This is a genomic window from Paenibacillus pasadenensis DSM 19293 (assembly GCF_000422485.1).
GTDB classification, from domain to species: Bacteria; Bacillota; Bacilli; order Paenibacillales; family Paenibacillaceae; genus Paenibacillus_O; species Paenibacillus_O pasadenensis.
In genome coordinates, this window is the sequence record NZ_KE383847.1 from 18,713 (window position 1) to 34,620 (window position 15,908).

General features: G+C 66.5%; 12 protein-coding genes. 8 read left to right on the forward strand and 4 right to left on the reverse strand.

The window, feature by feature from the left end; translation table 11 throughout:
- The first annotated feature begins 391 nt into the window (after nucleotides 1–391).
- A complete protein-coding gene (locus H582_RS0110930) occupies nucleotides 392–928 on the forward strand; it encodes a hypothetical protein (RefSeq protein ID WP_028598559.1) in 537 nt (178 codons plus the stop codon).
- A gap of 88 nt (nucleotides 929–1,016) precedes the next feature.
- Here the strand turns inward: H582_RS0110930 and ilvA are convergent, their stop codons facing one another.
- On the reverse strand, nucleotides 1,017–2,327 hold the full coding sequence (gene ilvA / locus H582_RS0110935; RefSeq protein ID WP_084137080.1) for a threonine ammonia-lyase IlvA: 1,311 nt from the start codon (nucleotides 2,325–2,327) through the stop codon (nucleotides 1,017–1,019).
- 150 nt (nucleotides 2,328–2,477) lie between these two features.
- Here ilvA and H582_RS0110940 point away from each other — a divergent pair, with 150 nt between their 5' ends.
- The 5 genes from H582_RS0110940 to H582_RS0110960 all read left to right on the forward strand — a co-directional run bounded on the left by H582_RS0110940 (nucleotide 2,478) and on the right by H582_RS0110960 (nucleotide 6,264).
- Complete coding sequence (locus H582_RS0110940; protein WP_028598561.1) at nucleotides 2,478–3,026, forward strand: hypothetical protein; 549 nt, start codon at nucleotides 2,478–2,480, stop codon at nucleotides 3,024–3,026.
- A gap of 195 nt (nucleotides 3,027–3,221) precedes the next feature.
- Complete coding sequence (locus tag H582_RS27015) at nucleotides 3,222–4,040, forward strand: hypothetical protein (RefSeq protein WP_052333147.1); 819 nt, start codon at nucleotides 3,222–3,224, stop codon at nucleotides 4,038–4,040.
- Nucleotides 4,041–4,069: 29 nt separating this feature from the next.
- The gene (locus H582_RS0110950; protein WP_028598562.1) at nucleotides 4,070–4,522 is read left to right on the forward strand and encodes a flavodoxin; all 453 of its coding nucleotides are present in this window, start codon (nucleotides 4,070–4,072) and stop codon (nucleotides 4,520–4,522) included.
- A 477-nt stretch (nucleotides 4,523–4,999) separates the two neighbouring features.
- On the forward strand, nucleotides 5,000–5,623 hold the full coding sequence (locus tag H582_RS0110955) for a deoxynucleoside kinase (RefSeq protein ID WP_028598563.1): 624 nt from the start codon (nucleotides 5,000–5,002) through the stop codon (nucleotides 5,621–5,623).
- Entirely contained in the window at nucleotides 5,620–6,264 is a 645-nt protein-coding gene (locus H582_RS0110960) for a deoxynucleoside kinase (protein WP_043111204.1), read from the forward strand. The genes H582_RS0110955 and H582_RS0110960 overlap by 4 nt, the downstream gene beginning before the upstream one ends.
- Nucleotides 6,265–6,345: 81 nt before the next feature.
- Here H582_RS0110960 and rsgA read toward each other — a convergent pair whose 3' ends face one another.
- Nucleotides 6,346–7,509, reverse strand: coding sequence for a ribosome small subunit-dependent GTPase A (rsgA, locus tag H582_RS27020; RefSeq protein ID WP_084137171.1), 1,164 nt, complete (start codon nucleotides 7,507–7,509; stop codon nucleotides 6,346–6,348).
- Nucleotides 7,510–8,382: 873 nt separating this feature from the next.
- Nucleotides 8,383–9,678: a hypothetical protein gene (locus H582_RS0110970; RefSeq protein ID WP_028598565.1), complete on the reverse strand. Its 1,296-nt coding sequence runs from the start codon at nucleotides 9,676–9,678 to the stop codon at nucleotides 8,383–8,385.
- Nucleotides 9,679–10,278: 600 nt separating this feature from the next.
- On the opposite strand from H582_RS0110970, the gene H582_RS27025 reads away from it, so the two are divergent.
- A complete protein-coding gene (locus tag H582_RS27025) occupies nucleotides 10,279–13,605 on the forward strand; it encodes a glycoside hydrolase family 3 C-terminal domain-containing protein (protein ID WP_084137083.1) in 3,327 nt (1,108 codons plus the stop codon).
- Between the two features lie 216 nt (nucleotides 13,606–13,821).
- On the opposite strand, the gene H582_RS0110980 is transcribed toward H582_RS27025, so the two are convergent.
- Nucleotides 13,822–14,115: a DUF3817 domain-containing protein gene (locus tag H582_RS0110980; protein ID WP_028598566.1), complete on the reverse strand. Its 294-nt coding sequence runs from the start codon at nucleotides 14,113–14,115 to the stop codon at nucleotides 13,822–13,824.
- Between the two features lie 236 nt (nucleotides 14,116–14,351).
- Between H582_RS0110980 and H582_RS0110985 the strand changes: the two genes are divergently transcribed.
- On the forward strand, nucleotides 14,352–15,326 hold the full coding sequence (locus H582_RS0110985) for an arsenic resistance protein (protein WP_205621421.1): 975 nt from the start codon (nucleotides 14,352–14,354) through the stop codon (nucleotides 15,324–15,326).
- Nucleotides 15,327–15,908 lie beyond the last annotated feature (582 nt).

A 15,908-nucleotide genomic window follows, 5' to 3' on the forward strand; every position in this document is an offset into this window, starting at 1 on the left:
TCGAGAGTGCCTTGGTTAGTGGATTTCAGTCTGACCCGTCCCGCCAGGGAGTCGAGAGTGCCTCGGTTCGTGGACTCCGGTCTGACCCGTCCCGCCAGGGAGTCGAGAGTGCCTTGGTTGGTGGATTTCAGTCTGTCCCGCCCCGCGAGGGAGTCGAGAGTGCCTTGGTTGGTTGATTCCAATCTGTCACGCCCCGCCAAGGAGTCGAGAGTGCCTTGGTTCGTCGATTTCAGTCTGACCCGCCCCGCCAGGGAGTCGAGAGTGCCTTGCCAGAAAGCAGAGTGCATTTGGAATCGGACTTGGCGAATGCAATAGCAATAGCAATAGCAATAGCAATAGCAATAGAAGCTGGAACGGTGAATTCTGCCGAATCCAGAGAGGAGGGGGAAACATGAAACGTCCGGCAAAGCTGCTGCTGGCGGGGAGCCTGCTTCTTGTGGCTGCGCTGAGCGCATCGTGGTTTTTATCTGCCGACAACAACGGAGGCAGAAATTCTGCCTCTTCCCGAGCTCCGATCTTGAACGAACCGATGTCCGGTCGCGTATCAGTCAAGTTGGACGACTCCCCGGCTGCGGTCGGCTTGCCCGCGAAGCCCGGCGTTCCCGACGAGGACGCCGCATGGTCCGGCAGGACCAGCGGCAGCAAGATGACCTCCGTTTCCTTCGAGGTTCCTCGGCATCACGGCTTCGTCGCCTTGGACTTCCTCAATGAGGGAGAAGGTGCGACGACGATCTCCGTCTCTCATCCTTCGTCCGGCGCGTTCTACTTCACGGAGAGCGTCGAGCCGGGGCAGCCTTTCGCCTGGAGCAGCGAACGCGACTATCCCGAGGGCATGCCGTCCGGCACCTACACGGTCAGCTTTCATTCCTCGACGGCTGAGGTGGAGGCAAGCTACTCGGGACGCGCGTCGCAGAGCGGGAATTCTTGAACGCATCTAGGAAAAAGACGGCTCCGCCTGGCGCGGAAGCCGTCTTTGCCGTTTCAATCCTTCCAATCATGCGAATCACTACAATCACTCAAATCAGCAGATCGAACAGCACCGGGTCCTTGTTCAGCTCGACGAACTGGTAGCCCTTGCCCTTCATCCGCTCGATGAGCGGACCGTAGTCCTCGCGGCGCTTGAGCTCGATGCCGACGAGCGCGGGGCCGTTCTCCTTGTTGTGCGTCTTGGTGTACTCGAAGCGCGAGATGTCGTCGTCCGGGCCGAGCACCTCGTCGAGGAATTCGCGAAGCGCGCCGGCGCGCTGCGGGAAGTTGACGGTGAAATAGTGCTTGAGCCCTTCGTAGATGAGCGAGCGCTCCTTCATCTCCTGCATGCGGTCGACGTCGTTGTTGCCGCCGCTGATGATGCAGACGACCGTCTTGCCCTCCAGCTCGTCGCGGTACAGGTCGAGCGCGGCGACCGGCAGCGCGCCGGCCGGCTCGGCGACGATGGCGTTCTCGTTGTACAGGCTGAGCAGAGTCGTGCACGCCTTGCCCTCGGGCACGAGCGCGACGTCGTCGAGCAGGTCGCGGCAGATCGCGAACGTCAGGTCGCCGATCCGCTTGACGGCCGCGCCGTCGACGAACTTGTCGATGGAGTCGAGCGGCGTCACCTCGCCGGCGCGCAGCGACAGCTCGAGCGAAGGCGCGCCTTTGGGCTCGACGCCGATGATGCGGGTGCGCGGCGACACCGCCTTGATGTACGAGGCGACGCCAGCGGCGAGGCCGCCGCCGCCGACGGTGACGAACACATAGTCCGGAATCGTATCGGTCGCATCCATGATTTCTTTGCCGACGGTGCCGTTGCCGGCGATGATCGCCGGATCGTCGAACGGATGGATGAACGCCGCGCCGGAGCGCTCGCATTCGCGGGCCGCCTCGGCATACGCGTCGTCATAGGTGTCGCCGGTCAGCACGATGTCCACCTGGTCGCCGCCGAAAAACTCCACCTGCGTCACTTTCTGGCGCGGCGTCGTGCTCGGCATGAAAATCTTTCCGCGGATGCCGAGCGTCTGACAGGAGTAGGCCACGCCCTGGGCATGGTTGCCGGCGCTGGCGCAGACGACGCCCTTGGCCAGCTCCTCCGGCGGCAGCGTGCGGATGCGGTGGTAGGCGCCGCGGATCTTGAAGGAGCGGACGACCTGCAGATCCTCCCGCTTGAGCAGCACGTTGCAGCCGTAGCGGGCGGATAAGACGCGGTTCGGCTGGAGCGGCGTGCGGGTAATGACCTCGTTGAGCGTCATCTGCGCATGCATGATGTCCTCCAGGGCGATCCGGACCGCGGGCGGCTGGTCCGCGCCGGCTGCATCGGGACGCCTTGGAGGCTGCGGGGTGCTGGGGTTCATTCGCTTCTTCTCTTCCTTTCCGATAGATGAGATGATTGTCTTGTTATACCGCTGGGACTTGCCTTTGTCAATGGCGGGGGCAGGCAGCGGCGGGCTTCGGGCAGGACTGGCGCAGGACCGCGGGCAGAGACGACAGGAGGAGATTTACGTATGGGAAAAGTCGCAAAAGGATTCATCGGCCTGCTCGTCGCGCTGCTCGTGCTGGCCGCAGCCGGCGCGGCCGCGGCCGTCTGGTACATCCGGCCGCAGCAGGAGCTGACGCTCGCGCATGAGCCGATCGACCTCGCGGCCAAAGGGCTGCAGATGGTCCAGGCCGGCAAGGCCGAGCTGTTCCTGAGCGGCGAGGACATCAACAATCTGGCGCGGGCGCGTCTCTCCGCCCAGCCGCAGGTGACGCCGGAATTCCGCATCGAGGGGGCGCAGCTGACGCTGCAGGGACAGCGGCTGACGGCCGACATCGCCGGACGCTACCGCGATCTGCTGGATGCGGGCGTGCAGGCCGAATACCGGCTGGAGTGGCGCGATCCCGACCTCGTCGCGACGCCGCTGTCCGCCAAGCTGCGCGGCATCGCCTTGCCGGCCGGGACGCTGGAGCCGATCGTCATCCCGGTCGGCTCGCAGCTGCCGTCCGTCGTCGGCATCCGCTCCGTCGAGTTCCGGGACGGCGGCGTCGCCGTCGCGCTCGAGCTGCGGCTGTAGGCAGCGAAGGGGGGCCGGAAGGCCCTTCTTTTTTTATGCCGTTGACATCGGCGGCTGGAATCCGTATCCTATAGGATGAGATTGAGAATCATTATCATACAAGCCGCTGAGGCCGACCGCATGTCGGAAGCGTCGGATTGGACGCGCCGCTGAGCGCATAGATCCATACGGAATCGAGAGAGGGTGAGAGCAGCTATGTCGAGGGACCACGCGGCGGAGACGCGCGAGGCGAGGGAGCCGCTGTCCTGCTCGTCGGTGCTGGCGGGGGGCGGCACGCTGTACGCCGCTACGATGGGCAGCGGCATTTACCGCAAGCGCGAGGAGCATCGCTGGGAGCGGATCAGCACGCCGGAGATGGACGGATTGACGGTCAACCGGCTCGTCCTGGCGGGAGAGAGGCTGCATGCGTGCACGAACCGGGGACTGTATATCTTTGACGGAGAAGAGTGGGAGACGGAGGAGCTGGAGCTGCCGGTATTCCAGTACCGCGCCGAGGGAGGATGCCTGTATGCGTGCACGACGCATGGCCTCTGGTGCTCGCATGGAGCGGACTGGGGCTCGGCGGCGTTCGCGGACCGCAAGGTGTACGACATCGTGAACGTGCCTCAGTACCTCATCCTCGGATGCGAGAAAGGGCTGGCGCTGTACGACCGCTTCAGCTCCGCCTGGATGGAGTTCGATCTCGGGGCGGGCGTGACGAGCGTGGCGGTATGCCACGGCCGGCTGATCGGCGTGAGCGAGCTCGGCGAGCTCGTCGTCGGCACGCCTCAGCATGGCTTTGAGCGCTACCGGTATCCGGGGCTGTTCCTGTTCTCGATCGCGGTCCGGGGCGGGCAGCCGCTGCTCTGCTCGGACCGCGGCCTTTACCGCGCGGCGTGGCTGGGAGGCCGGCTCGCGCTCCGTCCGGTGGAGACGACGGGACCGGTGACGGACGTGGATGCGAGCGGGGAACGGCTGTATCTGGCGACTTTATATGAGGGCATCCGTCAGCTCGACGGCATGCTGCCGGGCTGATCGCCCGAGCGAAAGGGAGGAGCGGGGAGATGGAGAAGATCATCCTGGTCTGCTGCAGCATGACCGGCAATACGGAGGAGATGGCCGACGCGATCGCCGCCGGCGCCCGCGAGGCGGGCGCGCAGCTGACCGTGCGGGATATTTTGGACGCGGAGGCGGCGGAGCTGGAGCAATACGACGGCATATTCATCGGAGCTTACACCTGGGGCGAGGGCGATCTGCCCGACGAGAGCCTCGATCTGTACGAAGGGCTCGACGCGGTCGATCTGGCCGGCAAGACGGCGATGGCGTTCGGCTCGGGCGATACGTCGTACGACATTTACTGCGGGGCCGTCGACCAGTTCGAGGCCAAGCTGGCCGAGCGCGGAGCGGCGATTCTCGCGCCCGGCTTCAAGGTCGAGTTCAACCCGTCCGACGAGGAAAAGGAGCAGCTGCGCGAGCTCGGCCGCCGCATGGCCGAACTGACGGTCGAGGCGCTGTGACGGTTCGACCCGCCCCCTGGGCGTAACATTCAAAACAGGCCGGATGGAGCGACAGGCGCTCCATCCGGCCTGTTTTTGCTTGCGGCGAGACGGGCGACGCCCTGCGCGCGATAAAATCGTGCAGCCGGCCGGCGGGCGAGCAGACGCCCTGCGCGCGAAAAACCGGGCGTGCTGCACGGACAGCCTGCTACTTTTTTGACGAAATGTGAAAAAGAGCGTTCTCCTAATCTCTCGGAGCGGCTATAATCAAGCAGTGCGTCTTTGGGCCGCCCTGCGGAGGGTCCGGGCGCAGAGCACTGGGGCAAGCCGCGCCAGCAAGCGAAGCGAGGCCAACTAGCCGCGCCAGTCAGGCCAGCCGCGCCAGCAAGCAAAGCCTGCCCTGCAGGCCAGGCCAGCCCGGCATGCCCAGATCAGGCCGGCAAGTCCCGGCAAGCCGAGAACGGCTGCCGGCAAGCATTCAAGGGGGAAGCAGCTACGATGAGTCATGCGCCATATATCGCCGTCGAGGGGCCGATCGGGGCCGGCAAGACGACGCTCGCCACGATGCTGGCCGAAGCGTGGGGATACCCGCTGGTCAAGGAGATCGTCGAGGAGAATCCTTTTCTGGACAAATTCTATCAGGACATGGACGATTGGAGCTTCCAGCTGGAGATGTTCTTTCTGTGCAACCGCTACAAGCAGCTCGAGGACGCCGTCATCCCGAGGCTGGCCGCGGGCCAGGCGATCGTCTCGGACTACCATATCTACAAGAACCTGATCTTCAGCGAGCGCACGCTGAAGGGCGTGAAGCGCGACAAGTACCGCCACATCTACCATGTGCTCACCGACGATCTGCCCAAGCCGAACGTCATCGTCTACATCCGCGCCAGCCTGGACGTACTGCTGGAGCGCATCGCGAAGCGCGGCCGGCCGTTCGAGGACGAGATGTCCACGGCCTACCTGCAGCAGCTGATCGAGGACTACGATACGGCGATGAGCCAGCTGGCCGAGCGCGAGCCGGATACGATCATCCTGCCGATCGACGGCGACTCCGTCGACTTCGTAGCCGACCGCGGCGAGTTCGACAAGATCGTCGCGCGCGTAAAGGAGTGCATCCGATGAGCGCCAACCCCTACGGCATCCCGCAAAACGCCGTCATCACCGTCGCGGGCACGGTCGGCGTCGGCAAGTCGACGCTGACCGCGGCGCTTGCGCAGCGGCTCGGCTTCCGCACGTCGCTGGAGAAGGTCGATTTCAACCCCTATCTGGAGAAGTTCTACCACGACTTCGAGCGCTGGAGCTTCCACCTGCAGATCTACTTCCTCGCCGAGCGCTTCAAGGAGCAGAAGAAGATGTTCGAGCTCGGCGGCGGCTTCGTGCAGGACCGCTCGATCTACGAGGATACGGGCATCTTCGCCAAAATGCACGCCGATCAGGGGACGATGTCCCCGGTCGACTACGAGACGTACACGAGCCTGTACGAGGCGATGGTCATGACGCCGTACTTCCCGCATCCGGACGTCCTGCTCTACATCGAGGGCAGCCTGCCGTCGATCCTCGCCCGCATCGCTGAGCGCGGGCGGGAGATGGAGATCCAGACCGACGTCACCTATTGGGAGCATATGCACGAGCGTTATGCCAAATGGATCGACGGCTTCAGCGCCTGTCCGGTGCTGCGCCTGAACATCGACGAGTACGACGTCAACGATCCGGCCTCGACCGCCGATATCCTGACGCGCATCGGCCGTGTCATCGGCGGCTGAGCGCAGCCCCTCATTCGAAAAAGGACCTCGATCGTCGCCGGCACGGCGCGATTCGAGGTCCTTTTCATCACTTGAAACGGGTCAGTCCCGCTCCTGCGCCGCTTCCTTGCCGGAGCGGCGCTCCTGCTTGCGGCGCTGCTTGTTCCGGGCGGGAGGCAGGCTCTTGCGCGCCGCGGCCTGCTCCTTGCGGGCGACGCGCGCCAGCTCGCGGCCCGTCTTGAGGTAGTTCTCGTAGCGCCCGGCGTCCAGCTCTCCGCTGGCGAGGGCGCTTTTAATCGCGCAGCCCTGCTCGCGCTTGCCGTGCGTGCAGTCGCCGTAGCGGCACTGTGAGGCGAGCTCCTCGATGTCGGCAAAGGCGCCGGCATGCGAGGACGAGGAGCCGCCCTCGTCCCATAGCTGCAGCTCGCGCATGCCCGGCGTGTCCATGAGCAGCGCGCCGCCCGGCAGGCGGAACAGCTCGCGATGCGTCGTCGTATGGCGGCCGCGGTCGTCGCCTCCGCGCACGCCCTGCACGCGCTGCGAGGCTTCGCCCGCCAGCTCGTTCAGCAGCGTCGACTTGCCGACGCCGGACGAACCGGCGACCGCGATCGTGCGGCCCGGCAGCAAATAAGGCTGCAGCTGCTCGAGCCCTAGGCCGAGCTGCGCGCTGACGGCATGCACGGCGACGCCGGGAGCGGCTCCTTCGACCTCGCGCACGAGCGCTTCGGGATCGTCGGCGAGGTCGGCCTTTGTCAGCAGCACGACCGGCGTCGCCCCGCTCTCCCACGCCGCCACCAGGTAGCGCTCGATGCGCCGCAGGTTGAAGTCATGGTTGAGCGCCATCGTCAGGAACAGGACGTCGATGTTGGCGGCGACGACCTGGCCCTCCTGGACCTGGCCGGCCTCCTTGCGGATGAGCGCCGAGCGGCGCTCCAGCAGCGCGTGGATGCTGGCGCGGGAGCTGTCGCCGGGCTTCGGCACGGAGGCGAGCACCCAGTCGCCCACGGCCGGGTAGGCGGTGCGGGACGCCGCGCCATGCGCGTAGCGTCCGGTCACTTCGGCGAGATGTTCGCCGTCCGCCGCCGCGAGCCGGTACAGATGGGAGAACTGCGCGACGATGCGAGCAGGCTCCAGGCCGGCCGTGGACAAGCCGCCGGCTTGCAGCCGGCCGGCGGCCGCCGCGAGCGGCTCGGACCAGGCTTCGTTCCAGCCGAGCGGCTGCAGCGCTTCTTCGTCGAGGGAAGCGAGGCTAGTAGCGGACCCGATGCCGTCCGGTCCGTTCGGTTCTTGAGGGGCGCTGTTTTTATCGGTGTGGAATGGGTTCAAGGGAATCTCTCCTTTTTTGTAGGGGGAATGAAAAAAAGCCCGCAGCGGCTGGAAGGCCGGGTCTGCGGACCGATTGAGGGAGGCGACGGAGCGGGCGAGCCGCGCCGCCTGCCCGCGAACCTGCGGACGGGGGGGCGCGGCTGCCCGGCCGAAGGCCAAGCAAAAAGCCGCAGGAGACAGCGGTCTCCTGCGGCTTAGGCATGGGCATGGCGTCAGGCAGGCAGCCTCGTCCCGGATGGGACGGCAGGCGGCCTGGCCCGCGTCATGCGGCAAGCTCCGTAGAGACCGGCATAGGGACAATCGACGACAGGCGCATTGCGATAGTAGTCACCATAGAACATCGGCCTCCTTGACTAAGATAGGTCCAGTATAGCTTCCGGCGGGCCGGCGGAGCAAGGTAGAGAACGGGTATAGCGGATTGCGGTCCCGACCGTGGAAGAAGCCCACGCTGCTCGGAGCGAGGGCTTTTGTGCACATGCCGTTTTTGCCGTAAGGGAGAGCGATCTGCCAGCAGAGGCGCGTCCTAACGGCATTTTTGCCGTGAGGGAGAGCGATCCGCCAGCTGCGGCGCGTCCTAACGGCATTTTTACCGTAAGGGAGAGCGATCCGCCGGCAGAGGCGCGTCCTAACGGCATTCTTGCCGTAAGGGAGAGCGATCCGCCGGCAGAGGCGCGTCCTAACGGCGTTAATCCGTGAAGACGGCTTCGAGCTGGGCGCTCATGCAGTCCCGAGCCTCGTCGGTGAAGCCCGGTTGCCGCGGTTCGCTTTGGTGCATGCGGGGAACCATGCGGGACGGCGGCAGCGGCGGCCGCTTCAGTCCGCGCCCGGCGGCAGCCAGTCGATCCGCTCCACGGGCAGGCCGATCTCAGCGAGCAGGGCGGAGCTGACGTACAGGCGGTCGCCGAGCAGCTGGCTCGTTGCGCTGTCGGCGCGGACGGTGCCGGCCGGGCCGGTCAGCTCGAACCAATTCTCGCTGCCGCCCTTGCCGGGAACTCGGTGCGCCTCGACGTGGAGTCCGGCGGTCTCGATCAGCTCCCGTGCGGGCAGCAGCGTGCGGCCGCCGCGGATGAAGGCGAACGACAGGTCGACGCTGATGCCGGGAGCGATGACGGCGCGGGCGACCGGCTCTACGTCCAGCGTCGTCGCGGTCACCGGCAGCTCCTGCGGCTGCAGGCCGGCCGGCGGAGGCTCCGCCGGCGGGGCCGGATTTTGATACGACGTCCCGGGCTGGATCGGCGAGCGAATCTCGCGCAGGTCCTTGTCCGAGGCGGGCCGCCGGGAGCCGTCCTTCAGGTCGAGCACGGAGCCGGGGCGGCCCGGCTCGTTGAGCAGGAGGAGCGCCCGGTTGCTCTTGGCGTCGTAGGCTTGCAGGCGGGCGAATGCGACATGAGACGGATTGCCGGTGACGGGATCGATGCGGAGCACCTCGATCCGCTTGCTGCGAGCATTGTAAGCCTCGCCGATCATGCCGCCGTCCGGCAGCGGAAAGAAGCCGGACGACCAGCCATAGTCGCCGATTTCCCGAACAAGGCCTTTCGGCGAACGGTAATAAAGCTTGTACGAGACGCTCGTGCTGATGCCGTCCTGGAGCTTCTTATAGGACTCGATGCGCAGCATAGTCATGCCCGTATCGCCTTCGCTGAAAGCGGCGTTTACGCCGGCCCGGTCATGTGCCGGATCGTAGCGGCCGACGAGCGGCGTCGTGCGGTTGTACATGCCGGACAAGGCGAGCCGAGGCTCTCCGGCCACGCCGTCCCAGTAGGAGACGACATCAGGCTCGAGCGCGTGCCAGGAGCCCTCGCGGTCCTGGTAGACCTGTCGGATCAAGGGGAGGTAGCGGCCGGTCTCGTAGGCGTAGGCGGTATAATAGGAGCGGCCGCTCGCTTCATCGGCGTAGGCGGGCGAGAACGACCAGTCGTAGCGTGCCGCCGCGTCGTCGCTGTAGACCGAGGCGGAGACGGTCGCGGACGGCTGCCGCTCCTGCGGCGCGGCGCCTGCGGCAAGCGCCTGTGACGGCAGCGCCGCCGTCAGCACGGCCAAGGCGCCGAGCGCGGGCAGGACGGCCAAGGCGCTGAGCGCAGGCAGCAGGCGGCGGATCGGTTTTTTCATCGGCAGGTCTCCTTCGTTGCAGAGGGATGCGAATCTGCTCCGTTGGACGCGAGGGCCGAAGGAAAAGTTGCGTGAAATGGGAAATTCAGGTCGGCGACAGCGGCGGATCGGGCGGGCTACAATGAGCGTTCAACGACAGGATGACGGAGGGGGGGCAATGACGGATTCGTCCGCAAGACGGTGAGCGGCCAGGGTTGGATCTGGATGAACGAGGACGGACGGAAGTTCGAAAGAATGGAGAAGGGGCCGTCTCTCGGCCCCTAGGAAATCTCTCGATCCGCCAGCCGCGGATGAAGGTGAACGACAGCCGACGCCGATGCCGGGAGCGATGACGGCGCGGGCGAAGGGCTCTACGTTCAGCGTCGTCGCGGTCACCGGCAGCTCCTCAGGGCTCCTTTTCCTTCGAATGATGCGGCTGACAGCTTGGACGCGGGCCGGCAGAGCAAGGTTTCGGCGCCAAGACGGAATCTCCGATTTCTATATGAAAACGGCTGCGAATCAGCGGGTGACCAATCGATTGAAAACGCTTTATGATAGAGTGAGTCGTCCTTTGCCCCAGCGGGCAAGGGAGAATCCGGACTGGACGAAGGAGTGCCGAGCATGAGCGAGAACACGAATGCAACCGCTGCTGCAAGCGCGGAAGCTGAGGCCATTGTCGATTCAACCGCCACGACGAGCACGAACGCCGATGCGACGCGAGCGTTCGCTTTTTATAACCATGAGCTGCCGCTGGCGGAAAGGGTCGCGGACCTCGTCTCGCGGCTGACGCTGGAGGAGAAGATCGGGCAGATGCCGCAGTACCAGGAGGAGGTGCCGCGGCTCGGCCTCTCCAAGTACAAGCACGGCACCGAAGGCGCGCACGGCATCGCCTGGCTCGGAGAGGCGACGGTATTCCCGCAGCCGATCGGGCTGGCGTCCACCTGGGACGAGGAGCTGCTGCGGCAGGTCGGCGAGGCGATCGGCACCGAGGCGAGGGTGTTTTACCAGCGCGACCCGGAGCGAAACGGGCTGACGATCTGGGCGCCGACGGTCGACATGGAGCGCGACGCCCGCTGGGGCCGGACGGAGGAGGCTTACGGCGAGGACCCGCTGCTGGCGGGCAAGCTGACAGCGGCGCTCGCGCGCGGCATGCAGGGAGAGGACCCGGCGTATTTGCGCGCGGTCGCGACGCTGAAGCATTTTTATGCCAACAACAACGAGCTGCATCGCGGCTTCGGCTCGGCCAGCATCGACGCCCGCAGCAAGCGCGAATATTATCTCAAGGTGTTCGAGCTGGCATTCAAGGAGGGCGGCGCGAAGTCGATGATGACCGCCTACAACAGCGTCAACGGCGTGCCGGCCAACCTGCTGGACGACATCGAGGCGATCGTGCGCGGCGAGTGGGGCATGGACGGCTTTGTCGTGAGCGATGCGGGCGACGTGCTCGGCACCGTGCATGAGCACAAGCATGTCGGCTCGTACGCCGAGGCGGCCGCGCTCTCGATCCGGGCGGGCATCGACAGCATCACCGACGACGCGGAGACGGTCAAGCGGGCGATCCGCGACGCGCTGGAGCAGGGCTTGCTGGAGGAGGCCGATCTCGACCGCGCGCTGTCGCGCACGTTCTCTGTGCGGATGCGTCTGGGCGAGTTCGACCCGCCGGGGCTGAATCCATATGAAGGCGTGCCCGAGGAAAAGGTCGGATCGCCCGAGCATGCCGCCCTGTCGCGCCTGGCGGCGGAAAAGTCGGTCGTGCTGCTGCGCAACGAGCCAGCGGCAGCAGGAGCGGACGGCACGGCGGCTCCGCAGAGCGAAGCGGCGGCTAACGAGGCCGCGACCCGAGGCCGCGGCGGATCTTCAGCTGCCAGCGAAGCGGCTCGGACCGTAATCGCTGGCGCCGCCGCCGGGGATGCCGCGCCGCTGCTGCCGCTCGCGCCGGAGGGGCGGATCGCCGTCATCGGGCCGCTGGCCGACGAGGCGTTCACGGACTGGTACAGCGGCACGCCGCCGTACCGGAGCACGCCGCTGGCCGGCATTCGGGAGCGGCTGGCCGACGCCGGCGAAGCCGTCTATGCGACCGGCGGCAGCAAGCTGCGTCTGCGCAGCGCGACGAGCGGCCGCTACGTCGGGCGCGGGCCGGTGCTGTCGGCGGACGCGGCAGGGCCGGAGGAGGCCGAGGTATTCGAGGCGACCGACTGGGGCTATGGCAATGTGACTCTTCGCGCCCTGTCGAGCGGCAAGCTCGTCACGGACGCCGAGGACGGGCTGACGGCAAGCGCGGACGAGGCTCGCGGCTGGTTCGTCAAGGAAGTGTTCCATCTGGAAGACGCGCAGGCGGGCTTGGGCGGCCAGGCGCTAGCGGCGGCTGATGGAGTCCGTGCAGGCGCGCATTCAGCAGCGGGAGCCGGCCCGTCCGGGACGGCTGCGGGCAGCCGTCCGAGCGAGGAGAAGGAGCGCGTCGTGCGGACGGTCGAGCTGCGCACCTGGGACGGCACGCCGGTCGGCCTGCTGGCGGACGGTCGGCTCATGCCGGCGGAGCTTGCGCCGGAGGCGGCGGTCAACGCGGCCGACGCGGCCAATCCGGACGCCGCCGCCGAGGCGGAGCGCGCCGAGCGGCTGCGGCAGCGCCGCAAGCCGGCGCAGGCGGAACGCTTCCTCGTCGAGGTCGTCGAGGACGGGATCTCGGCGGCGGCGCGGCTGGCGGCATCGGCGGACGCGGCGGTCGTCGTCGTCGGCAACCAGCCTTTCATCAATGGCAAGGAGGATGCGGACCGCCCCGGCATCGCGCTCGCGGCCGCCCAGCAGGAGCTGATCCGCGCCGTCCTGCGCGCCAATCCGCGCACGGCCGTGCTGCTCGTGAGCAGCTATCCGTTCGCGCTCGAGGGCCTCGAGCGGGAGGCTCCGGCGATTCTGCAGCTATGCCATGCCTCGCAGGAGCTCGGCCGCGCGGCGGCCGGGGCGATCTTCGGCGATTACAGCCCGGCAGGACGGCTGCCGATGACATGGCCGGCGACGGAGCAGGGGATGCCGTCGATCATGGACTACGACATCATCCGCAGCGGCCGCACGTACCATTATGGAGACATTCCGGTGCTCTATCCGTTCGGCCACGGCTTGTCGTATGCGTCGTTCCGTTATGGGGAGCTGCGCGTGGACCGGGAGGCGCTGGAGGCGGGCGATGCGGCGACGGTGCGGCTGGAGGTCACGAATGAGAGCGGCCTGGAGGCCGACGAGGTCGTGCAGCTGTATGCCCGCGTCGAAGGCTCGGCGCTTCAGCGGCCGAAACGGCAGCTGGTCGGCTTCCGCCGGCTGCGGCTCGCGGCAGGGGAGACGGCGGCGGCGGAGTTCCGCGTCGAGGCGTCGCAGCTGGCCGTCTGGGATCCGGCGGCAGACCGCTGGGCGTTCGAAAGCGGCGTCTGCCGCCTGCTCGCCGGCGCGAGCTCGGCGGACATCCGCGCCGAGGCGCAGCTGCGTCTGGACGGCGAGCCGCTGGCCGCCCGGCCGCTCGGCGATTGGACGGCAGCCTCGTCCTATGACGAGGCGCGCGGGCTCGCGATCGACGCCTGCCGGGACGGCGGCGACAGCGTGCGCCCGGCCGGAGCGGAAGCGGCAGCTTTGACGGCAGCTTTTGCAGGCGGAGCGCCCGGCCAGGGCTGGGCGCGCTTCGGGCGCGGCTTGCTGCCGGCGGGCGCGGACCGCTTCGAGGCGCGCGTGTCGGGCGCTGGCGGCGGCAGCGTCGAGCTGCGCCTCGGCGGCCCGGACGGCGAGCTGCTCGCGCGCTGCGACGTGCCGCGCACCGGCGGTCCGCAGGCGTGGACGACCGTCGCCGCGCCGCTGGCGCTGCCGGCGTACTCTGCTGCCGCGGCCGGTCGAGATGGAGCGGACACTGTTTCCGTCGTGCTGCGCGGCGAGATCGGATTGGCGCGATTCCGCGTCGTGAAGTCGTAGACAATTGGAGCGGCCTCATTTCGGCATCAAGCCGAAATGAGGCCGCTTTTCTTGCGAGCAAGAATTTCCTAGCCATCTATAGGACGGTGCTGTCGGTCTGGTAGCCGAGACGCTGCCTTGGTCGCCGGGTCGATACGAATAGGCTCTCAAAAGCAAACCAGGACGTGCCGCGGCACGTCCTGGTTTGCTTTCAGCAAGCTGGTATGGTTGGCTTTGTTATGCCGGGTCGCGCTTGATGCGGGCATCGAGCCAGAACGTGCCGAACGGCACGAACGACAGCAGCACGGCGCCGACGACGCGGCCAAGCTTCCAGCGGGCGGAGATCGTGGCCAGCAGCAGCGTGATCATATACAGCACGAACAGTCCGCCGTGGGCGGCGCCAACGATCGTGACGGGCAAGCCCCAGTCGCCCAAGTATTTGATCGGCATGGCGATGAACAGCAGGATCAGAAAAGACCAGCCTTCCAGCAGAGCGACGAACCGGAAGCGGCCGACAGCCGTTTTGAGCATGGGAACCTCCTCGGATGATGGAAACGATAAGAGCGCAGCAGGCTACGAGCCGCAGAGCGGATAAGCTCCCGCATGGCCGCTGTTGGATGCCCTTGTCCGTGTAACGGCTGAGGCAAGCTGCGGTTTCGCATTCTCGGCCGGAAGTTGTGACAACTCTGGGACAGTTGCGGCGGGATGGAGCGGAGGGGCGGAATGAAGTAGGATGGAAGGAAACAAGCGGAAGCGGAGGAAGCGTCATGCGCATCACGAGAGAAGGGCTGGAGCGCCGTCAGATCGCCGTCTACGCGGCGGCTTTGCTGGTTGGGGCGGCGATCGGCCTGACTGCGGGAGAAAAAGCGGAACCGCTCGGCGTCGTCGTCAGCCCGGCGCTCGCGCTGCTGCTGTACGGCATGTTCACGCAAATTCCGCTGCTGGAGCTGCGGCAAGGCCGGGCGCAGGGCCGCTTCGCCGCCGGGCTGCTGCTCGTCAACTTCGTCCTCGTGCCGCTTGCTGTCCTGGCGCTGGCCTGGCTGGCCCCGCTGGAGCCAGCCGTGCGCTTCGGGCTGTGCCTCGTGCTGCTCGCGCCCTGCATCGATTATGTGGTCGTCTTCGCCCAGATGGGCCGTGGCGACGGCAAGCTGATGCTCGCCTCCACGCCGCTGCTGATGCTGGCACAGCTGGTCGCGCTGCCGCTCTGGCTCTGGCTGATCCTCGGCCGCGAGGCCGCCGCTCTTGTCGAGGCCGGTCCGATCGTACAAGCCTTCCTGCTGCTTGTCGCCGCTCCGCTCGTACTGGCGACGCTGACGCAGCTCGCCGCCCGCCGCAGCCGCGCCGGGGCAAAGGCGCTTGATGCGGCTGCTTGGCTGCCGGTGCCCGGCATGGCGGCGGCGCTGCTGCTCATCGTCGCCTCGCAGGCAGGTACGGCCGTCCGCCATTTGGACGCGATCGGTCCGGCGATCCCGGCCTATGCCGCTTTCCTGCTCATCGGCCCGGCTCTAGCCTGGCCGATCGCGCGCCTGCTTCGGCTCGGCGCCGAGGCTTCGCGGACGCTTGCGTTCAGCGCAGGCACGCGCAACTCGCTCGTCGTGCTGCCGCTTGCGCTTGCGCTGCCCGGCGAGGCGGGGCGGCTGGCCGCGGCCGCAGTCGTCGCTCAGAAGATGGTGGAGCTGATCGGCGAGCTGGTTTACATCCGCGTCATGCCTCGGCTTTTTCGCGGGGGGCGAAGAGCATGAAGACCGCCGTTCGGATCGATGCACGTAGGCAAATGACTCGATCCGACGAATCGGCCTTGGGTTAGCAATTCAGGGCGCATTTGTGCCTTGAATCCGGCGAATCGGCCTTGGGAAGAGCAATCCAAGGCACATTTGTGCCTTGGATCCGGCAAATCGGCCTTGGGAAGAGCAATCCAAGGCACATTTGTGCCTTGGATCCGGCAAATCGGCCTTGGGAAGAGCAATCCAGGGCACATTTGTGCCTTGGATCCATAGATTTGGCGGGAGAATGAAAGGAGCAAGTCTAAAGTCAAAAAACCTGCTTCGGCAATAAGCTCCTCCGCTGGCGTTCCGCCGAACCATGGCCCTAAACAGGCCCCGTTTCGTAGAGCGAGCGGGGGCGATTAGCTCGGTGCCGCGCGCTCGGGAGGTTAGCTTCTTCGGAGGGGCGGGCGAGCTGAAATCGGCCTAGATAGCGGCCTTGATGGTATAAAAAGGGTGTGGTATGCTTAAAAATAGATAGAGGCCCCGGTGTTGACGCACCGGGACCTCCGGGAAATGGCTTCCGCATTAAGAGCGGCGGCTTGCCCCCGTAAGTGTCAG